Source organism: Periweissella fabalis (assembly GCF_012396505.1).
Lineage (GTDB): Bacteria > Bacillota > Bacilli > Lactobacillales > Lactobacillaceae > Periweissella > Periweissella fabalis.
On record NZ_JAAXPN010000003.1, the window covers coordinates 70,692 to 88,145 of the forward strand.

13 protein-coding genes are annotated in these 17,454 nt (G+C 37.8%); 12 read left to right on the plus strand and 1 reads right to left on the minus strand.

The annotated features are described in order from the left end of the window. The first annotated feature begins 67 nt into the window (after nucleotides 1–67). From yaaA to gyrA, 4 genes are all read left to right on the plus strand, one after another. On the plus strand, nucleotides 68–286 hold the full coding sequence (yaaA, locus tag HF964_RS04325; RefSeq protein ID WP_168721835.1) for a S4 domain-containing protein YaaA: 219 nt from the start codon (nucleotides 68–70) through the stop codon (nucleotides 284–286). 8 nt (nucleotides 287–294) lie between these two features. Next, the gene (recF, locus tag HF964_RS04330) at nucleotides 295–1,419 is read left to right on the plus strand and encodes a DNA replication/repair protein RecF (protein WP_168721836.1); all 1,125 of its coding nucleotides are present in this window, start codon (nucleotides 295–297) and stop codon (nucleotides 1,417–1,419) included. 61 nt (nucleotides 1,420–1,480) lie between these two features. Next, entirely contained in the window at nucleotides 1,481–3,403 is a 1,923-nt protein-coding gene (gene gyrB / locus HF964_RS04335; RefSeq protein WP_210726993.1) for a DNA topoisomerase (ATP-hydrolyzing) subunit B, read from the plus strand. A gap of 120 nt (nucleotides 3,404–3,523) precedes the next feature. Beyond that, nucleotides 3,524–6,061, plus strand: a complete 2,538-nt coding sequence (gene gyrA / locus HF964_RS04340) for a DNA gyrase subunit A (RefSeq protein WP_168721916.1) — start codon at nucleotides 3,524–3,526, stop codon at nucleotides 6,059–6,061. A 216-nt stretch (nucleotides 6,062–6,277) separates the two neighbouring features. Here gyrA and HF964_RS04345 read toward each other — a convergent pair whose 3' ends face one another. Further along, a complete protein-coding gene (locus tag HF964_RS04345; RefSeq protein ID WP_168721838.1) occupies nucleotides 6,278–7,006 on the minus strand; it encodes an aspartate/glutamate racemase family protein in 729 nt (242 codons plus the stop codon). Between the two features lie 185 nt (nucleotides 7,007–7,191). Here HF964_RS04345 and HF964_RS04350 point away from each other — a divergent pair, with 185 nt between their 5' ends. From HF964_RS04350 to dnaB, 8 genes are all read left to right on the plus strand, one after another. After that, the gene (locus HF964_RS04350; protein WP_168721839.1) at nucleotides 7,192–8,370 is read left to right on the plus strand and encodes an exonuclease SbcCD subunit D; all 1,179 of its coding nucleotides are present in this window, start codon (nucleotides 7,192–7,194) and stop codon (nucleotides 8,368–8,370) included. Then, complete coding sequence (locus tag HF964_RS04355) at nucleotides 8,370–11,549, plus strand: AAA family ATPase (RefSeq protein ID WP_168721840.1); 3,180 nt, start codon at nucleotides 8,370–8,372, stop codon at nucleotides 11,547–11,549. The genes HF964_RS04350 and HF964_RS04355 overlap by 1 nt, the downstream gene beginning before the upstream one ends. 203 nt (nucleotides 11,550–11,752) lie before the next feature. Further along, nucleotides 11,753–12,040: a 30S ribosomal protein S6 gene (gene rpsF / locus HF964_RS04360; RefSeq protein WP_168721841.1), complete on the plus strand. Its 288-nt coding sequence runs from the start codon at nucleotides 11,753–11,755 to the stop codon at nucleotides 12,038–12,040. Nucleotides 12,041–12,101: 61 nt separating this feature from the next. Next, on the plus strand, nucleotides 12,102–12,629 hold the full coding sequence (gene ssb, locus HF964_RS04365) for a single-stranded DNA-binding protein (protein WP_168721842.1): 528 nt from the start codon (nucleotides 12,102–12,104) through the stop codon (nucleotides 12,627–12,629). A gap of 20 nt (nucleotides 12,630–12,649) precedes the next feature. Then, nucleotides 12,650–12,889 carry a 30S ribosomal protein S18 gene (gene rpsR / locus HF964_RS04370; RefSeq protein ID WP_168721843.1) on the plus strand — a complete coding sequence of 80 codons (240 nt, stop codon included), beginning with the start codon at nucleotides 12,650–12,652 and terminating at the stop codon, nucleotides 12,887–12,889. Between the two features lie 148 nt (nucleotides 12,890–13,037). Continuing rightward, the gene (locus HF964_RS04375) at nucleotides 13,038–15,035 is read left to right on the plus strand and encodes a GGDEF domain-containing protein (RefSeq protein ID WP_168721844.1); all 1,998 of its coding nucleotides are present in this window, start codon (nucleotides 13,038–13,040) and stop codon (nucleotides 15,033–15,035) included. Between the two features lie 13 nt (nucleotides 15,036–15,048). Continuing rightward, entirely contained in the window at nucleotides 15,049–15,495 is a 447-nt protein-coding gene (rplI, locus tag HF964_RS04380) for a 50S ribosomal protein L9 (RefSeq protein ID WP_168721845.1), read from the plus strand. Between the two features lie 134 nt (nucleotides 15,496–15,629). Continuing rightward, a complete protein-coding gene (gene dnaB / locus HF964_RS04385; RefSeq protein ID WP_168721846.1) occupies nucleotides 15,630–17,033 on the plus strand; it encodes a replicative DNA helicase in 1,404 nt (467 codons plus the stop codon). Nucleotides 17,034–17,454: the final 421 nt, after the last annotated feature.

The following is a 17,454-nucleotide window of genomic DNA, read 5'->3' on the forward strand; positions in this document are numbered from 1 at the left end:
GTTATTAGTTACTCATTTAGAGAAGTTAATCAAAAACTTGGCTGCAAGAGAAAATAGGACGGTTTAAATGGCAACAGAAGTATTGATAAACACAGAATACATAACCCTTGGACAAATGTTGAAGATTGAAAACGTGATTAGCTCTGGTGGCCAAGCTAAATGGTTTTTATACGAAGTTGAAGTGCTTGTTAATGGTGAGCATGATGAACGTCGCGGGCGTAAATTATATCCTGACGATGTTGTATCAATTCCAGACTTTGGCGACTTTGTCATTCGTGCTAAATAAAAGAATTCATGCAATTAGCGAATTTAACGCTGCATAACTATCGTAACTATGAGAATTTAACGGTCACCTTTGCACCGGGTGTGAATGTCTTATTAGGACCTAATGCCCAGGGAAAAACAAATTTGTTAGAAGCGATATATGTCTTAGCTCTAGCTCGATCTCATCGGACTAGTAGTGATAAAGAATTGATTAACTGGCAAGCTGATGATGCCCGTATTAGTGGTAAAATTCACCGCCAACATGGTGATATCCCATTAGAATTACAATTTACAAAAAAAGGTAAAAAAGCCAAGGTAAATCACTTAGAGCAAGCAAAATTGTCGCAATACATTGGTCATTTAAATGTGGTTTTATTTGCACCTGAGGATTTAGAACTCGTTAAAGGGGCGCCTAGTGTCCGGCGTAATTTTATTGATCGTGAGTTTGGACAAATTAATCCTAAATATTTATATAATGCGAGTCAGTATCGCATCATTTTGCGCCAACGTAATAATTACTTACGGCAGCTAATGACCAAGCAAGCAAAGGATTTAATTTATCTGGATGTTTTAACTGATCAATTAATTGAATTTGGGGCACAAATTTTATTAGCTCGTAAAATACTCTTAGAGAAACTTGAAATTGCAGCAGCACCAATTCAAGCATCAATAACTAATGATCGAGAACATTTAGTTTTCGAATATGCATCACCGATTGTATTAGCAGAATTAACAGATTTAGCTGCGATAAAACAAGCATTAATTGAACGCTATGCTAAGCAACGAACTCGAGAAATTCAGCAAGGAACAACCTTAGTTGGCCCGCATCGTGATGATTTACAATTTATTGTTAATGGTAAAAATGTGCAGACATATGGATCACAAGGTCAACAGCGAACAACTGCTTTGGCGGTAAAACTCGCAGAAATTACTTTGATGAAAGACGAAACTGGTGAGTACCCAGTATTGTTATTGGATGATGTGTTATCAGAATTAGATACACATCGCCAAACACATTTATTAAAAACGATTCAAGATAAAGTGCAAACATTCATTACGACACCTAGTTTGAATGATATTGCGCAACAATTAATCAATGAACCAAAAGTTTTTGCTATAAAAGCAGGACAGTTAACGGAGGAAAATGATGGCTGAAGATAATATCCAAGATTTAGCAGCTGATAATGCAGAGGTAGATGCTGATAAAGCAACACAAATGCAAACTAATGCTGCAGAATATGATGCAAGTCAAATTCAGGTGCTTGAAGGTCTAGAAGCAGTTCGTAAGCGTCCCGGAATGTATATTGGGACAACTACTTCACAAGGACTTCATCACTTAGTATGGGAAATTGTTGATAATGGAATTGATGAAGCTCTTGCAGGCTTTGCTGATCATATTACAGTGACAATTGAAGCCGATAACTCAATTACTGTTACTGATAATGGTCGTGGAATTCCAGTTGATATTCAAGCCAAGACTGGTAAACCAGCCTTAGAGACAGTTTTTACAGTCTTGCATGCCGGAGGTAAATTTGGCGGTGGCGGATATAAGGTTTCTGGTGGACTTCACGGGGTGGGGGCGTCAGTTGTTAATGCTTTATCAACTAATTTAGATGCTAAAGTTGTCCGTGATGGTAAGGTATATGCCATGACTTTTGAACGTGGGCATGTAACTAAAAATATGCACATTTTGGATGAAACTCCCGAACTTGAACGTGGAACAATTGTTCATTTCTTACCAGATCCAGATATTTTTCAAGAAACTCAAATTTTTGATGCCAAAATTTTAACAACACGGGTCCGTGAATTAGCTTTCTTAAATAAAGGTTTGCGAATTTCAATTACGGACAATCGTGAAGGTGAGCCAGCTACACAATCATTCCACTACGAAGGTGGGATTAAAGAATATGTAAAATATTTGGACGAAAAAAAGGATGTCTTATTTGACGAACCGGTCTATGTTGAAGGTTTGGAAAAGGGCATCATGGTCGAAGTGGCCTTGCAATATACGGATGATTATCATTCAAACTTATTATCATTTACAAATAATATCCATACGTATGAAGGTGGAACTCACGAAACTGGTTTTAAAACTGCTTTGACACGGGTAATTAACGACTACGCGCGCCAAAATAAATTAATCAAAGAAAATGAAGACGCTTTGAGTGGGGAAGATGTGCGAGAAGGTTTAACGGCAGTTGTGTCAGTTAAACACCCTGATCCTCAATTTGAAGGTCAAACGAAAACTAAACTTGGGAACTCAGATGCGCGGCAAGCAACTGATCGGATGTTCTCAGAGACGTTCTCACGCTTTATGTTGGAAAACCCGGATGTGGCCCGAAAAATCGTTGAGAAGGGTTTAATTGCCTCTAAAGCCCGGGTCGCTGCCAAGCGGGCACGGGAAATGACACGTAAAAAGTCTGGTTTGGAAATTTCTAACTTGCCTGGTAAATTAGCAGATAACTCTTCAAAAGATCCTGCTATTTCAGAATTATTTATCGTCGAAGGGGATTCAGCCGGGGGGTCTGCTAAGCAAGGCCGTTCACGGTTGACGCAAGCAATCTTGCCAATTCGAGGTAAAATTTTGAACGTGGAAAAAGCCTCAATCGATAAAGTTTTAGCGAATGAAGAAATTCGCTCACTCTTTACAGCGATGGGGACTGGTTTTGGTGGCGATTTTGATATTTCTAAAGCACACTATCATAAATTAATTATTATGACTGATGCCGATGTTGATGGGGCCCATATTCGGACGCTCTTGTTGACATTATTCTATCGTTACATGCGTCCGCTTGTTGAAGCAGGATATATTTATATTGCACAACCACCTTTGTATCAAGTTCGCCAAGGTAAATTTGAAAAGTATGTTGATTCTGATGAAGAATTGGAAGAATTAATTGGTCAATTACCAGCAGCACCTAAGCCAGCTATTCAACGTTATAAAGGGCTTGGGGAAATGGACGCCGAACAATTGTGGGAAACTACTATGGATCCAGAACGCCGTCGTTTATTACGCGTAGATCCAGCGGATGCAATTGAAGCTGACCAAGTATTTGAAATGTTGATGGGGGACAAAGTTGAACCTCGTCGAGAATTTATTGAAAACAATGCCGTCTTTGTTAAGGACTTGGATTTCTAAATACGATTTGGTACGTAGTGATAATTAATGTTGTCATAGTACGGAAAGGAACATATTTTGACTGAAGAAAGTTTTTCAAAACAAGATGGACGCATCACAGATGTTAATCTTGGAAACACGATGCGCGAATCATTTTTAAGCTATGCGATGTCAGTTATCGTAGCACGGGCGTTACCAGATGTTCGTGATGGGATGAAACCAGTTCACCGTCGGATTTTGTATGGCATGAATGAACTTGGGGTGACGCCTGATAAACCATACAAAAAATCAGCCCGGATTGTCGGGGATGTCATGGGGAAATATCACCCCCATGGTGACTCTGCAATCTATGAATCAATGGTGCGAATGGCCCAAGACTGGAGTTACCGTTATCTATTAGTAGATGGGCATGGTAACTTTGGATCAATCGATGGTGATAGTCCTGCCGCCATGCGGTATACCGAAGCAAAAATGTCCAAAATTGCAATGGAAATGCTCCGTGATATTAACAAAAATACCGTTGATTTTGGTGCTAACTATGATGGTACCGAACGCGAACCATTAGTATTACCTGCGCGTTTCCCTAACTTGTTGGTTAACGGGGCTTCAGGGATTGCCGTAGGGATGGCGACTAATATTCCACCACATAATTTACATGAGGTAATTGCGGGATTACACATTTTGATGAATAATCCAGAAGCAACCACGGCTGACTTGATGGAAGCTATTCCAGGCCCTGATTTCCCAACCGGGGGAATTGTGATGGGGAAAGCCGGAATTCGTAAAGCATACGAAACTGGTAAAGGAACAGTCACAGTCCGTGCCAAAGTTGATATTGAAGTTGAAAAAAATGGTCGCGAACGCATTATTGTAACTGAATTCCCATATATGGTTAATAAAGCTAAATTAGTTGAACGGATTGCTGATTTAGCACGTGAAAAACGAGTTGAAGGGATTACGGGTGTTAATGATGAATCTGACCGTGATGGTTACCGGATGGTCGTTGATGTTCGTCGCGACACTTCAGCAAGTGTTGTTTTAAATAACTTGTACAAAAATACATTATTACAAACAACATTTAGCTTTAATATGTTGGCGATTAAAGATAAACAACCAAAAGTATTAGGCTTAAAAGAAATGTTAGTAGCCTATTTGGAACATCAACAAGAAGTTATTCGTCGACGGACCGAATTTGACTTGAAGAAGGCCCAAGCACGGGCGCATATTTTAGAAGGTTTACGAATTGCCTTAGATCATATCGATGCAATTATTAAAGTTATTCGATCATCTGAAACATCTGAAATTGCTAAGAAGCATTTGATGGAAAATTACCAATTATCTGATAAACAAGCACAAGCAATTTTAGATATGCGTTTAGTTCGTTTAACAGGCTTGGAACGCGATAAGATTGAAAATGAATATAATAATTTATTAGAATTGATTGCTGATTTACAAGATATCTTAGCTAAGCCAGAACGAATTAATGAGATTATTTATCAAGAATTACTTGAAATTCAAGATAAATTTGGGGATGACCGCCGTACTGAATTACAGGTTGGTGACGTAACTTCCATTGAAGATGAAGATTTGATTGAAGAAGAAGATGTAATCATTACATTAACGCATAATGGTTATGCCAAGCGTTTAGCAACATCAGAATTCAAATCACAACACCGTGGTGGCCGTGGGGTGCAAGGAACTGGTGTCCATGATGATGATTTCGTTGAACATTTGATTTCAGCATCAACGCATGACACTCTCTTGTTCTTCACTAACCTTGGTAAAGTATACCGTTTGAAAGGATATGAAATTCCTGAATACGGACGCAATGCTAAGGGAATTCCGGTAATTAACTTATTGGGAGTTGAAGGCGGTGAAAAGATCCAAGCCGTGATTAATGTGCGTGGCGATGCTAAAACAAGTAAAGACTTCTTGTTCTTTACAACGTTAAATGGGGTTGTTAAACGGACTGCGGTGGCTGATTTTAGTAACATTCGGACAAGTGGGCTACGAGCAGTCAGCTTGCATGATAACGACCAATTAATTAGTGTTAATATCACTGATGGGGCGGCTAACATGATGATTGCCACCCACGCTGGTTATGCAGTATCATTTGCTGAAGCAGATGTTCGTCAAATGGGACGTTCAGCAGCTGGGGTGCGTGGTATTCGTTTACGTGAAGGTGACTATGTAATTGGGGCAGATATTTTGCTCCCTGATCATAAAGTCTTAGTAATTACTGAAAATGGTTATGGTAAGCAAACCCCAATCACTGAATACCCAATCAAGGGCCGTGGTGGTAAAGGGATTAAAACGGCTAATGTTACTGAAAAGAACGGTCCATTAGCTGGGATGGCCATTGTTAATGGTAGTGAAGACATTATGTTAACTACTGACCGTGGGGTAATGATTCGTTTCGGTTCTGAAAATGTTTCTGAAACTGGTCGGGCAACCCTTGGAGTACGGCTAATTCGTCTTGAAGATAATGCTAAGGTAGCAACTTTAGCGAAGGTTGATAAGGAAGTAGAAACTTCTGCTACTGAAGAATTAGTATTAACAGTAGATACTGATGAAGCAGTTGTTAGTGAAGCAACGACCCCAACGGAAGCAGAAACCGCTAAAGTGCAAAATTTTGCTGATGAACTAGTTAGCGAAAATGAAGTCAATGAAGAAAAGTAAGTTGACATTGTAACGTATTTTAGAAGTTCAAAGCTAAATGTGGCTGAGATTTGATTAATTTTAGTAGTAATTTGTAGCTAAAATTAATTTAAAAAAGCCCATATATTCGAAATATACGAAAATATCCCAGGAAAATCATTTTCCTGGGATATTTTTATTAGGATATTTTCAATACTATTTAACTTTTAGTGTATGTTTTTTATAAAAGTTTTTTGGTCAATTATGAAGTAACTGCGTATTATTTCTGTTAGTAAGGGCCATTGTAACCGTCGTTTGAGCTAAAGTTGCTTGGGCATCAATTACAAATTCTGATGGATACGGTTCGCGGGCTTGAGCAACTGATAATTCCGTACAGCCTAAAATAACATAATCACAGTGGGCGTCAATCAATAATCGATTAATTAACGTATGATATTTAGTGCTGTCAACAAAGTCGTTATCTTTAACGTCATCGTAAATGAACTGCATCGTCATTTTTTGCCAAGCTGGTTCAAGGAGCACCACATCACCACCAAGTGATTCAATGTATTGTTGGTAGATGTGGGATTCAATGGTGCCATTAGTAGCTAATAAACCAATCCGGGGATGTTTATTTTCCATATTAAAGCATTGTTGGGCGGCTAATTGGGGCATGTTGAGAATCGGAAAATTAGCGGCTTGTTCTAATTGGGGTAAGAAATAGTGGGCGGTATTACAAGTAATCACCGCAAAATCAGCCCCGCAAGCATTGAGCTTAGTAACGTCATCAAGGAGGGGCGGTAAAGGATTATCAGTTGATTTGCCCAAAATATATGCAGTACGATCAGGAATTTGGGCATCATTGATTACCAAATAATTTAAATATTCTTGATCTGAATGTGCAGGTGTTAAATCGTTAATTGCACTAACAAAGGTTTCCGTAGCTTTGGTTCCCATGCCACCGATAATCCCAAAAAAGTTCTTCATTATTTCTGGCCTCCAAATTTTTACTAATGTCATCTTAACGTCAAAATGATTAGAAATCAATTAAAAATAATGACAATTAGATTTGAATGATTAAATTAATATAATTAATATTAAGCTTAATCAATATAATTTAAAACGGTATACTTAAAAATAAATACGTATGATATCAACTAGAGGACTTACTTATGAAATTACTACATACTGCCGATTGGCATATCGGTAAGCAATTAAATCAATTTAATTTGATTGACGTACAAAAAGATGCTTTTCAACAAATTAGTACTATTGCCAAAGATGAAGCGGTTGACGGTATTATTATTGCGGGTGATTTATATGACCGTGCAATTCCAAGTGTTGAAGCTGTTAAAAGCTTTGATCTAATGTTAAAACAGTTAAATTTGGAGCAAAATTTACCGATTTATGCCATTTCAGGTAATCATGATGGGGCTAATCGTTTAAACTTTGCTCGTGACTGGTTTGGCACACAACAGCTATATTTAAATACTAAAATTAAAGAAGCACTTATCCCAATCGAAACACCAACTGCGCAAATTTTCTTATTACCTTATTTCGATCCCCAAGATGCTCGAATTTTTTATAATGTTTCAGTTGAAAGCAATGAACTGCGCACAATTCAACAAGCAATGGAACGAGTCGTTACTGATATCATTGCCCAATTTGATCCGCAAAAACGACATATTTTAGTGACGCACTTTAACGTGCAAGGAACAGATAATGAAAATTATGAACTAACCTCTGAAACAACATCAACGGTGGGCGGGTTAAACACGGTTGCTGCTAGTACGTTTGCGGCGTTTGATTATGTGGCACTTGGCCATCTGCACTTATGGCAAGCATCACCCACAAAACAAATTCGGTATAGTGGTTCACCAGTTAAATTCAATACTAAGGAAGCTCAAAATAAAAAAGGGGTCTATATTGTTGATATTCCAGATGATGGGCCGATAAAATATACTTTTAAAGAAATTATTCCTAATAAGGATTTATATGTTTTACGTGGAACATTTGCGGAATTAACTGCACCGGCCACTTATGAACAATATCCTGCTAAAGGGGCGGCTTTTTTTAGCATTCAATTACTTGATCGGCCGCAAGCTAAAAATATTCGTCAACAATTGGAAGAAATTTACGGCGATGTGGTTGAGTTAAAATATCATGTTAATTCAACGCTAGTTAACACTAGTCATCAACAATTACAAGAGCGGGCTGATATATCTGATAGTGAAATTATTAAACAATTTTATGCGGCTGTAATGGCCCCAGATGAATTAAGTCAAGCACAGAGTGACATGATTGATCACATATTAACGACATTACGCAGTGAAAGTGAGGAACAAGCTTAATGCGCCCAATTAAAGTTGAAATGAATTATTTTGGTCCCTATGCCCATGGAGTCGTTGATTTTGATCGATTCACGGCCAGTCCATTATTTTTAATTAGTGGCCAAACTGGGGCGGGAAAAACAACGATTTTTGATGCAATGACCTATGCCTTATTTGGTGAAGGCAGTGGTAGTCGTAAACCCGAAGATATGCGCTCGGATTTTGCAACGTTAAATGATACGACGAGTGTTCGCTTTTGGTTTGAACAACAAGGGACAACCTATTTAGTAACACGAACGCCAGCCCAGGAACGGGCCGCTAAACGTGGTAGTGGGACGACAATGGGCTTAGCGAGTTGTGCGGTATCTGAATATGATATGCGCACTGAACAAGAGCAAGGCACGAGTTACACGAAGAAAAAAGATGTTGATGAGTTTATTAAAGATTTGATTTCATTAACCGCTGACCAATTCCGACAAATAATTTTATTACCGCAAGCTCAATTCCAAAAATTCTTAACCGCTGATAGTGGCGATAAAGAAAAAGTATTACGAGATTTATTTGGCACGAAATTATTTTTAGACTTTAGCGAGCAGTTGAAAATGCAAGCAAGTGAATTAGGTAAACAACAAGAAGCTCAGACAACCCAAATTAATAATTTATTTGAGCAAGTTAAATGGACTGAGGATGAAGCACTAGCTTTCCAAGCAGCGCGAACATTAGCTGAAAAGCAAGCGTGTTTAGCTACTAAAGTCAATGATCAACAAGCAGCTAATATGCAAGCTCAATTACAATTGACCACTTTAGATGAACAATTAACGGTAAAAACGCAAGCCCTAACTGCTGGGGAACTTTTACAAAAAGATTTTGCACGGTTAGCGGCATTAATGCAAGAACAGACAGAATTAAGTGCACAAAGTCAGCTAATGGCAGCTAATCAAGCTGAGGTCCGTAAATTACAGTGGGTTAACCAGCAAGCACCGTTGATGGATCAATATCAACAACTAAGCCAAGCTTTACCGAATTTAGCGACCCAAGTAACGACTATGGCAGCCAATGTAGCAACATTAACGGCAGAAAATGCGCAATTAACGGTGACAGCTAATGAATTAGCCCAAGTACAACCAATGATTGATGAAGCGATTATTACGCAAGGTAAAATTACCAATTATTTAATTCCATTAGCCGAACGTAAATTACGTTTAAGTGCGAATATGGATGCAGCGGATGCTAATGCACGCATGGTTCAAGCAAAAATTAGTACACAAAATAAGCAAATTAAAACGACAGAAAGTCAATTAGCGACGCAAAATACGGAATTAACTCACGATCCTGATTTTACCGCAGCGAGTACCCAGTTAGTAACATTACAAGCAGACATTAAGCAAGCTAATAATGTGGCTGAAAAGTTAGCAGAAGGACAACAAAGTTTAGCACAGGTTGCTGAGCAAAAAGCCACTATCGAAGTTCAAAGTGCAAAGTTAACAACCGTTATCGCTGCAGCCAATCAAGCGGTTGACCAACAACGACAACGACGTCAAAGCTTAATGATTGCCCAATTACAAAATGAACTTACAGACGGTCAAGCATGTATTGTTTGTGGCGCTTTAGAGCACCCAGCAGTGACAAAAATGGCACATCAACAAGTGACTGATGCCGAAATTAGAGCGGCGATAGATGAGTTAGAGGCGCAACAAACCGCCTTAGCGGAAAATACTGCCCAAGCCCAGGTCTTAGCTGAAAAATTAATGGAACTAACAACTAGTCAACAAGCTAAGCAAGCCCAAGTAACAACATTAACGATTGAATTAGGAGAATTAAATACTGCTTTAGGGGAATTAGTTCAGCGTGAATTTACCGTTGCTGGTCCAGCTGAATTTAATTTTAGTGCTTGGCAACAAGTTGTGGCCTTAATTCAAACAGATCTTAATAAGCAACAAGCACATCATAAAGCCTTACAAGCTAACATTGATACTTTAAATGACCAACTTAAAAATGATCGGCAACAATTAGCCAAACTCCAAACTAAAGAAGCTCAATATATTGGCATTCGTAAAACGAATGCCGCTGAACTAGCTGATATCAGTACCGAAGTGTGCGACTTAGCGACGGTGAAGGAGTATCAAACTGAATTGAGTGCAATAACTACCAAAATAGATTTACACCAAACTAAAGTTACTAAGTTACAAGCTCAACAACAGCAACAACAAATTGCCTTAGCTGATGCTAAAGCTAAGCACACTAGTTTACAAGCACAACAAACGAGTGTTGCCACTGAATTAACGGCTGTCACAAAGCAATTAACGGCCGCTCTAGCGACGAAAACAACAGTGTCGACACTTGATGAGTTAGAAGCATTAATTGCACAAGAACGACGTGAAAACCGCCAAGAAATACTTACCAAAATCTTGGCAGCTTACGAAACTAATCAAAAGCGGGTTGTAACTGAAATTAAGATGTTAAAGACAACTCTTAAAGATAAACAACAACCTGATTTAACAGCAATTAAAGCCACTATTGAGGGACTTAAAGTACAGCAACAAGCGGCACAAACCATCCAAACCGAAGTATATGCCCAAGTGATGCAACTTGAACAAACACAAGATGCAATTACCAAAATCGTAACAGCAATTGGCAAGCAAGCCGACGTATTAAATCAATTAACGCAACTGGCAGCGGCTGTGAACGGTAAAAATGACCGACGCTTAACTTTGGAACGCTATGTTCTCCAAAGTTATTTAATAGAGGTTTTAGAGTATGCCAATGAATACTATTTTGCCGATTTAACTAATGGCCGCTATCAGTTTGATATCAACCAAGCAACGGGGAGCTATGCAACTAAAACTGGTTTAGAAATCAATATTTATGATAATGATGCTGATGAGTTCCGGTCAGTTGATACTCTTTCAGGTGGGGAAACCTTTTTAGCATCATTAGCAATTGCATTATCATTGGCAGAAGTTATCCAGAATAAAGCTGGTGGTATTCGCATTGATGCGTTATTTATTGATGAAGGTTTTGGTTCTTTGGATGAAGAAACTTTAGAAAAAGCGATGGAAGCTCTTAATAAACTAGAACGTAGCGGGCGAATTATTGGCATAATTTCGCACGTCGAATCAATGAAACAAGAAATTCAGCAACAATTAAAAGTTGTTAAACGTGGTGATGGCCAAAGTGAATTAAAGTACCAATTAGCATAAATTTTTTTAATGAAAGCATGGCAAAAAATTTTTTCAAACGTATCTTATTGTTGATCGTAAGCATTTGAAATAAAAAAATCTTTTAGGTTGTATGATTCATAAAAAAGTGCTATCATACTAAATTGTTAGTGCATAAATAAAAGGCACTTTCCTTACTACTCTTTGAAGAGTAGTCATAGACCATAAGGAGGAGAACAGTTCAAATGACTTACGAATTAACTTACATCATTCGTCCTGACTTGGATAGTGAAGCAAAAACTGCTTTGGTAGAACGCTTTGACAAGATCTTGACAGACAACGGTGCAGCTATTGCTGATTCAAAGGACTGGTCAACTCGTCGTTTTGCATACGAAATCTCACGTTTCCGTGAAGGAACTTACCACATTGTGAATTTTGATGCTAACGATGACGCGGCTATCAACGAATTTGACCGTCTTGCTAAGATCAGCCAAGACATCTTACGTCACATGATCGTTAAGCGTGAAGCTTAATTTTCATTAGTGTTAACTATCATTGCATTAATTTGCAAGCATGAAAGGAGCATTATTCGTTATGATTAATCGAGTTGTCTTAGTTGGTCGTTTAACTCGTGATGTTGAACTTCGTTACACCCAAGGTGGTGCAGCGGTTGGTTCATTTACTATTGCGGTTAATCGCCAATTTACCAATCAACAAGGTGAACGTGAAGCTGATTTTATTAACGCCGTTATTTGGCGGAAGTCAGCCGAAAACCTTGCTAATTTTACCCACAAGGGTTCATTGATCGGTATTGAAGGTCGTTTGCAAACCCGCAATTACGAAAATCAACAAGGTACCCGTGTTTATGTTACAGAAGTAGTCGTTGATAACTTCTCATTGTTAGAATCACGCGCTGATTCAGAACGACATGCAGCAAGTGGCAACAATAACAACTTTGGTGGCAATAACTTTAATAGTGCTCCAAATTCAGCTTCATCAAATGAGAACCCTTACGGGAACAGTTTTGCTGGCAATAGTCAACCAAAACAACCATCAAATAATGATCCATTTGCTTCAAATGGTAATGATATTGATATCTCAGATGATGATTTACCATTCTAAAAAACAGGAGGAACTCAGTCATGGCTCAACAACGTCGTGGCGGTAACCGTCGTCGCCGTAAGGTAGACTTCATCGCCGCAAACCACATTGAATACGTTGATTACAAGGACACTGAATTGTTGGAACGTTTTATCTCAGAACGAGGTAAAATCTTGCCACGTCGTGTTACTGGTACTTCAGCAAAGAACCAACGTAAGCTTACAACCGCTATTAAGCGTGCTCGTATCATGGGCTTACTTCCATTCGTTGCCGAAGACTAATATCAATTACGTCTTTAAGAAACGTGCCCGCATTTATGCGAGCACGTTTTTTTGTAGTTCGTTTTATTAATATTAGCGCTAGTAAGCGAGAATATTAAAAATATGGTAAAATGAACGTTATCAAATTAAGATTACGAGGTAATGAATCGTGAACCGATTCTTCAATGTAAGTAAATTACCAGAGTTTCTACAAAATGGCCGGATTCGAGTTTTATTCACTATCGTTTCCGGGTTAGCAATTATTGGATTAGTTGCAGCTTTTTGGGCTAATATTGTGTTTGGCTTTATTTTTTTCTTTTTAGAAATTGGCGTCTTAATTTATGTTATTGAGATTTTAAAACGTATTGGGGCAGATTCAACACAATATATTTCAGATTTATCATTTCGAATTGAACGTGGTGAGCAAGAGGCTTTAATTGCAATGCCATTAGGTATCTTGTTGTTTAATGAGAAACATGAAATAAGTTGGATTAATCCGTACTTGCAACAGTACTTCGGTGAAGAAAGTGTCATCGGAACTAAATTAGAAGATGCTAGTCCAGAATTAAATGAATTACTAAATGCACAGGTTGATGAAAATGAGCCTAGCAAAATTTTTTGGAAAAATCGGAGTTTCTCAGTTTCAATTCAAGCTAATCTACGTGTTATCTATTTAATGGATATTACATCATACACTGAAATCGAACAACGCTATTTGGATGAACAGCTTGTTTTTGGGATGGTATCGCTTGATAACTATGAAGAAATTGCCGAGCGATTAAATGATTCTGAGGCGTCAGCTTTACGCTCATATGTAACACGAGAATTGACACAATGGACTGAAAATCATGGCATGTATATGCGACGACTTAATACCACACACTTCTTTATTTTAGGTCACGCTGCCAGTTTGTTAAGCTCTGAAAATGATAAATTTTCAATTTTGGATATTGTCCGTGAAACAACGTCAAAACAAAATATTCCAGTTACATTAAGTATGGGATTTGCATATGCAGAAAAAGATTTGGCTAAATTAGCTCAACAGGCACAAGCAAATCTTGACTTAGCCTTAGGGCGTGGTGGTGATCAAGTAGTTGTCAAGGCTAGTGAAGAAGAAGCTCGTTTTTATGGTGGAAAAACCAATCCGATGGAAAAGCGGACTCGAGTTCGAGCACGGATGGTTTCACAAGCTTTGACTGATTTAATTAGCCAAGCTGACCATATTTATATTATGGGACATAATAACCCTGATATGGATGCACTTGGTTCGGCATTAGGTCTTCGGCGAATTGCGCAAATGAATGGTAAAGCAGCATCAATTATAGTTGACAGTAGGAATGTGCATAGTGATATTCAAATGTTGTTGGCTGAGGTTAATAAAGTTGAAGTTGATAAAAATGCTTTTATAACATATGAAGAGGCATTGATTAATGCGACTGATGATAGTTTATTGGTTATGGTTGATCATTCAAAACCATCAATTTCAATGGAACCACAGTTATATCATAAATTACAATCACGCGTAGTAATAATTGATCACCATCGACGTAGTGAAGAATTTCCTGATAATCCAATGTTGGTATATATTGAACCATATGCTTCCTCAACTGCTGAATTGATTACGGAGTTATTTGAATATCAAGATCATGAACAAGATCCAATTAATCGGATTGAAGCAACTGCTTTATTAGCCGGAATTCAAATAGATACAAAATCATTTACATTAAGAGCTGGAACTCGGACTTTTGACGCTGCTAGTTATTTACGTTCTGCTGGTGCAGATGCTGGGTTAATTCAACAATTTATGAAAGAAAATGTTGAAAGTTATATGGCTCGCACACATTTATTAGAATCAGTAAAAATAGTTGGAAATGCAGCAATTGCTATGGGTGAAAATGATGTTATCTATGATAATGTTGTGGCAGCTCAAGCAGCTGATTCATTATTGCAAGTTCTAGGAATTGAACAATCGTATGTGATAACATTACGTAATGATGGCAGAGTTGGTGTATCAGCACGTTCAACGGGACAGATTAGTGTTCAAATGATTATGGAACAAATGGGTGGTGGTGGTCATTTATCAAATGCAGCTACCCAAGTTGCTGACAGTACAGTTGATCAGGTTGGTCAACAATTACGTGAACTATTAGCTACACAAGAAATTTAAAAGGGGTAAAAAGATGAAAATTATTTTTTTAGAAGATGTTAAAGGTCGTGGTAAGAAAGGTGAGGTAAAAGAAATTCCAGATGGATTTGCAAACTTTCTTATTAAAGGTAAAAAAGCAGCCCTTGCTAACAATTCTGCGATGAGTGCTATTAAGGGACAAAAGAAAGCCCAAGATCGTGAAGCTGCTGAAGAATTAGCTGCAGCTAAACAATTGAAAGCTAAACTTGAAGATGATAAGACAGTTGTTCAAATTCATGCTAAGGCGGGTGCTGATGGTCGGCTATTTGGTGCAGTATCTTCAAAACAAGTTGTTGAGGCAATGCAAAAACAATTTGGTATTAAAATTGATAAACGTAAGCTTGATATGAAGCAACCAATTCGTTCAATGGGATATACTAATGTATCATTGAAATTACACCATGAAGTTGATGCCAATGTCCGTGTTCACGTGGTTGAATAATAAATATAAGTAAATAAATTAATAATAACAAGCGATAAAGTCGACATGAACTTTAGTTCATGTCGACTTTTATTATTGCTTTGACCACAGATGTTATATAATAGATGGGACTTATTTGAAAAGGAGAGGGTAGCATGAATAACGATGAAATGCGAATGCCACCGCAAAGTGTTGAGGCCGAACAGTCGGTTTTAGGGGCGATTTTTCTAAACGCTACCCAAAAAGATGCTTTAGCGGAAGCTGATCAATATTTGACACCACAAGATTTTTATCGGCAAGCACACACACTTATTTACAAAGCAATGAAGGAGCTTGATGAGGCTGATTTGCCCATTGACATCATTACTTTACAAAATAAGCTTAATAGTGAGGGTACTTTAGAAAATGTCGGTGGCGTGGCGTATTTGGCGGAATTAGCTGGTGCAGTACCAACTGCGGCTAATATTGGTTACTACGCGCAAATTGTGAAGGAAAAAGCAGTTTTAAGACGTGCAATAAATATAATGACTGACGGGATTGCTAAGGCTTTCTCAGAAGAAGAGCCATCTGAAGATTTATTAGCTAACTTAGAGGCTAAACTTGAAGCAGTAGCAGAGAATCAAGTTAATGCAGATTTTTTAAATATTCAAGATGTTTTAAAAGATGCGTTACAAGAAATTGAGCGTAATTCACAAAATCAAGATATTGTAACAGGCTTATCGTCTGGATTTCATGAATTAGACGCGCTAACAACTGGTTTTCACGGTGGTGAACTAATTATCATCGCTGCCCGACCAGCTGTTGGTAAGACCGCTTTTGTGCTCAATATTGCCCAGCATGTAGCCGTTCATAGTGATGAAGTAGTTGCAATGTTTGAACTTGAAATGAGTGCTAATGGCCTTGTACAACGCTTGTTGGCTGCTGAGGGAAGTGTCAATTCTAATCATATGCGAACTGGAAATATGGATAAGCAAGAATGGCAAAGTTTAATGATGGCCATGGAAAGCTTATCACATACTAAACTGTTCATTGATGATACGCCAGGGATTAAAATTTCAGAAATTCGAGCTAAGTTACGGCGATTGGAAAAAGAGCAGGGGAAAGTTGGCTTAGTAATTATCGATTACTTACAATTAATTGAATCAAATAATCATGAAAATCGGCAACAAGAAGTTTCGGATATTTCACGATCGTTGAAAAAATTAGCTAAAGAACTAGACGCACCAGTGATTGCTTTATCTCAACTTTCACGTGGGGTTGAACAACGCCAAGATAAGCGTCCAATGTTATCAGACATTCGTGAATCAGGATCAATTGAACAAGATGCGGATATCGTAGCCTTTCTATATCGGGATGATTATTACGAACGTGAAGGTAGTAATGATGATGATGATTCACCGATTGATCCACGCGATGAAGGTGAAAATGATGCAGGTCCCGTTGAAGTTATTATTGAAAAGAACCGTTCAGGAGCTCGTGGAACAGCTAAACTATTGTTTATTAAGTCATATAATAAATTTAGTTCATTGAGCTATGTTGATGAAAGTCAATATCGATAGAGGTAGAAAAAGTCGATTCTTCGGAGTCGATTTTTTAGTTTTTAAATTACAAATAATGGACTAATAAGTATAGTTAGGGAGATTAGAATTTGGTTTAAAATTAAAAGGCGAATAATAAACAAATACGGCATTTATGTAAATGAAGTGGATGTAAACGCATTAGTTTATCCACACCTGTGGATAACTTGTGAACAACTAATTGATAAATGCACATTATCCTTGATAGGATGGGGAAATTCAGTGTTTAAGTATTGTGTGGATAACCATAAAAGAGTTAATTGCCATATACAATAACTTGAATAGTAGACAACTTAAGTTTGTAAATTTTTATAGAATGTTTGTGTGTACAAAAAAATGATAGTTACTTAATAAATCGGAACGGTATTAGTTATTTTACGAAATAAATAAAGTTAAATACGAA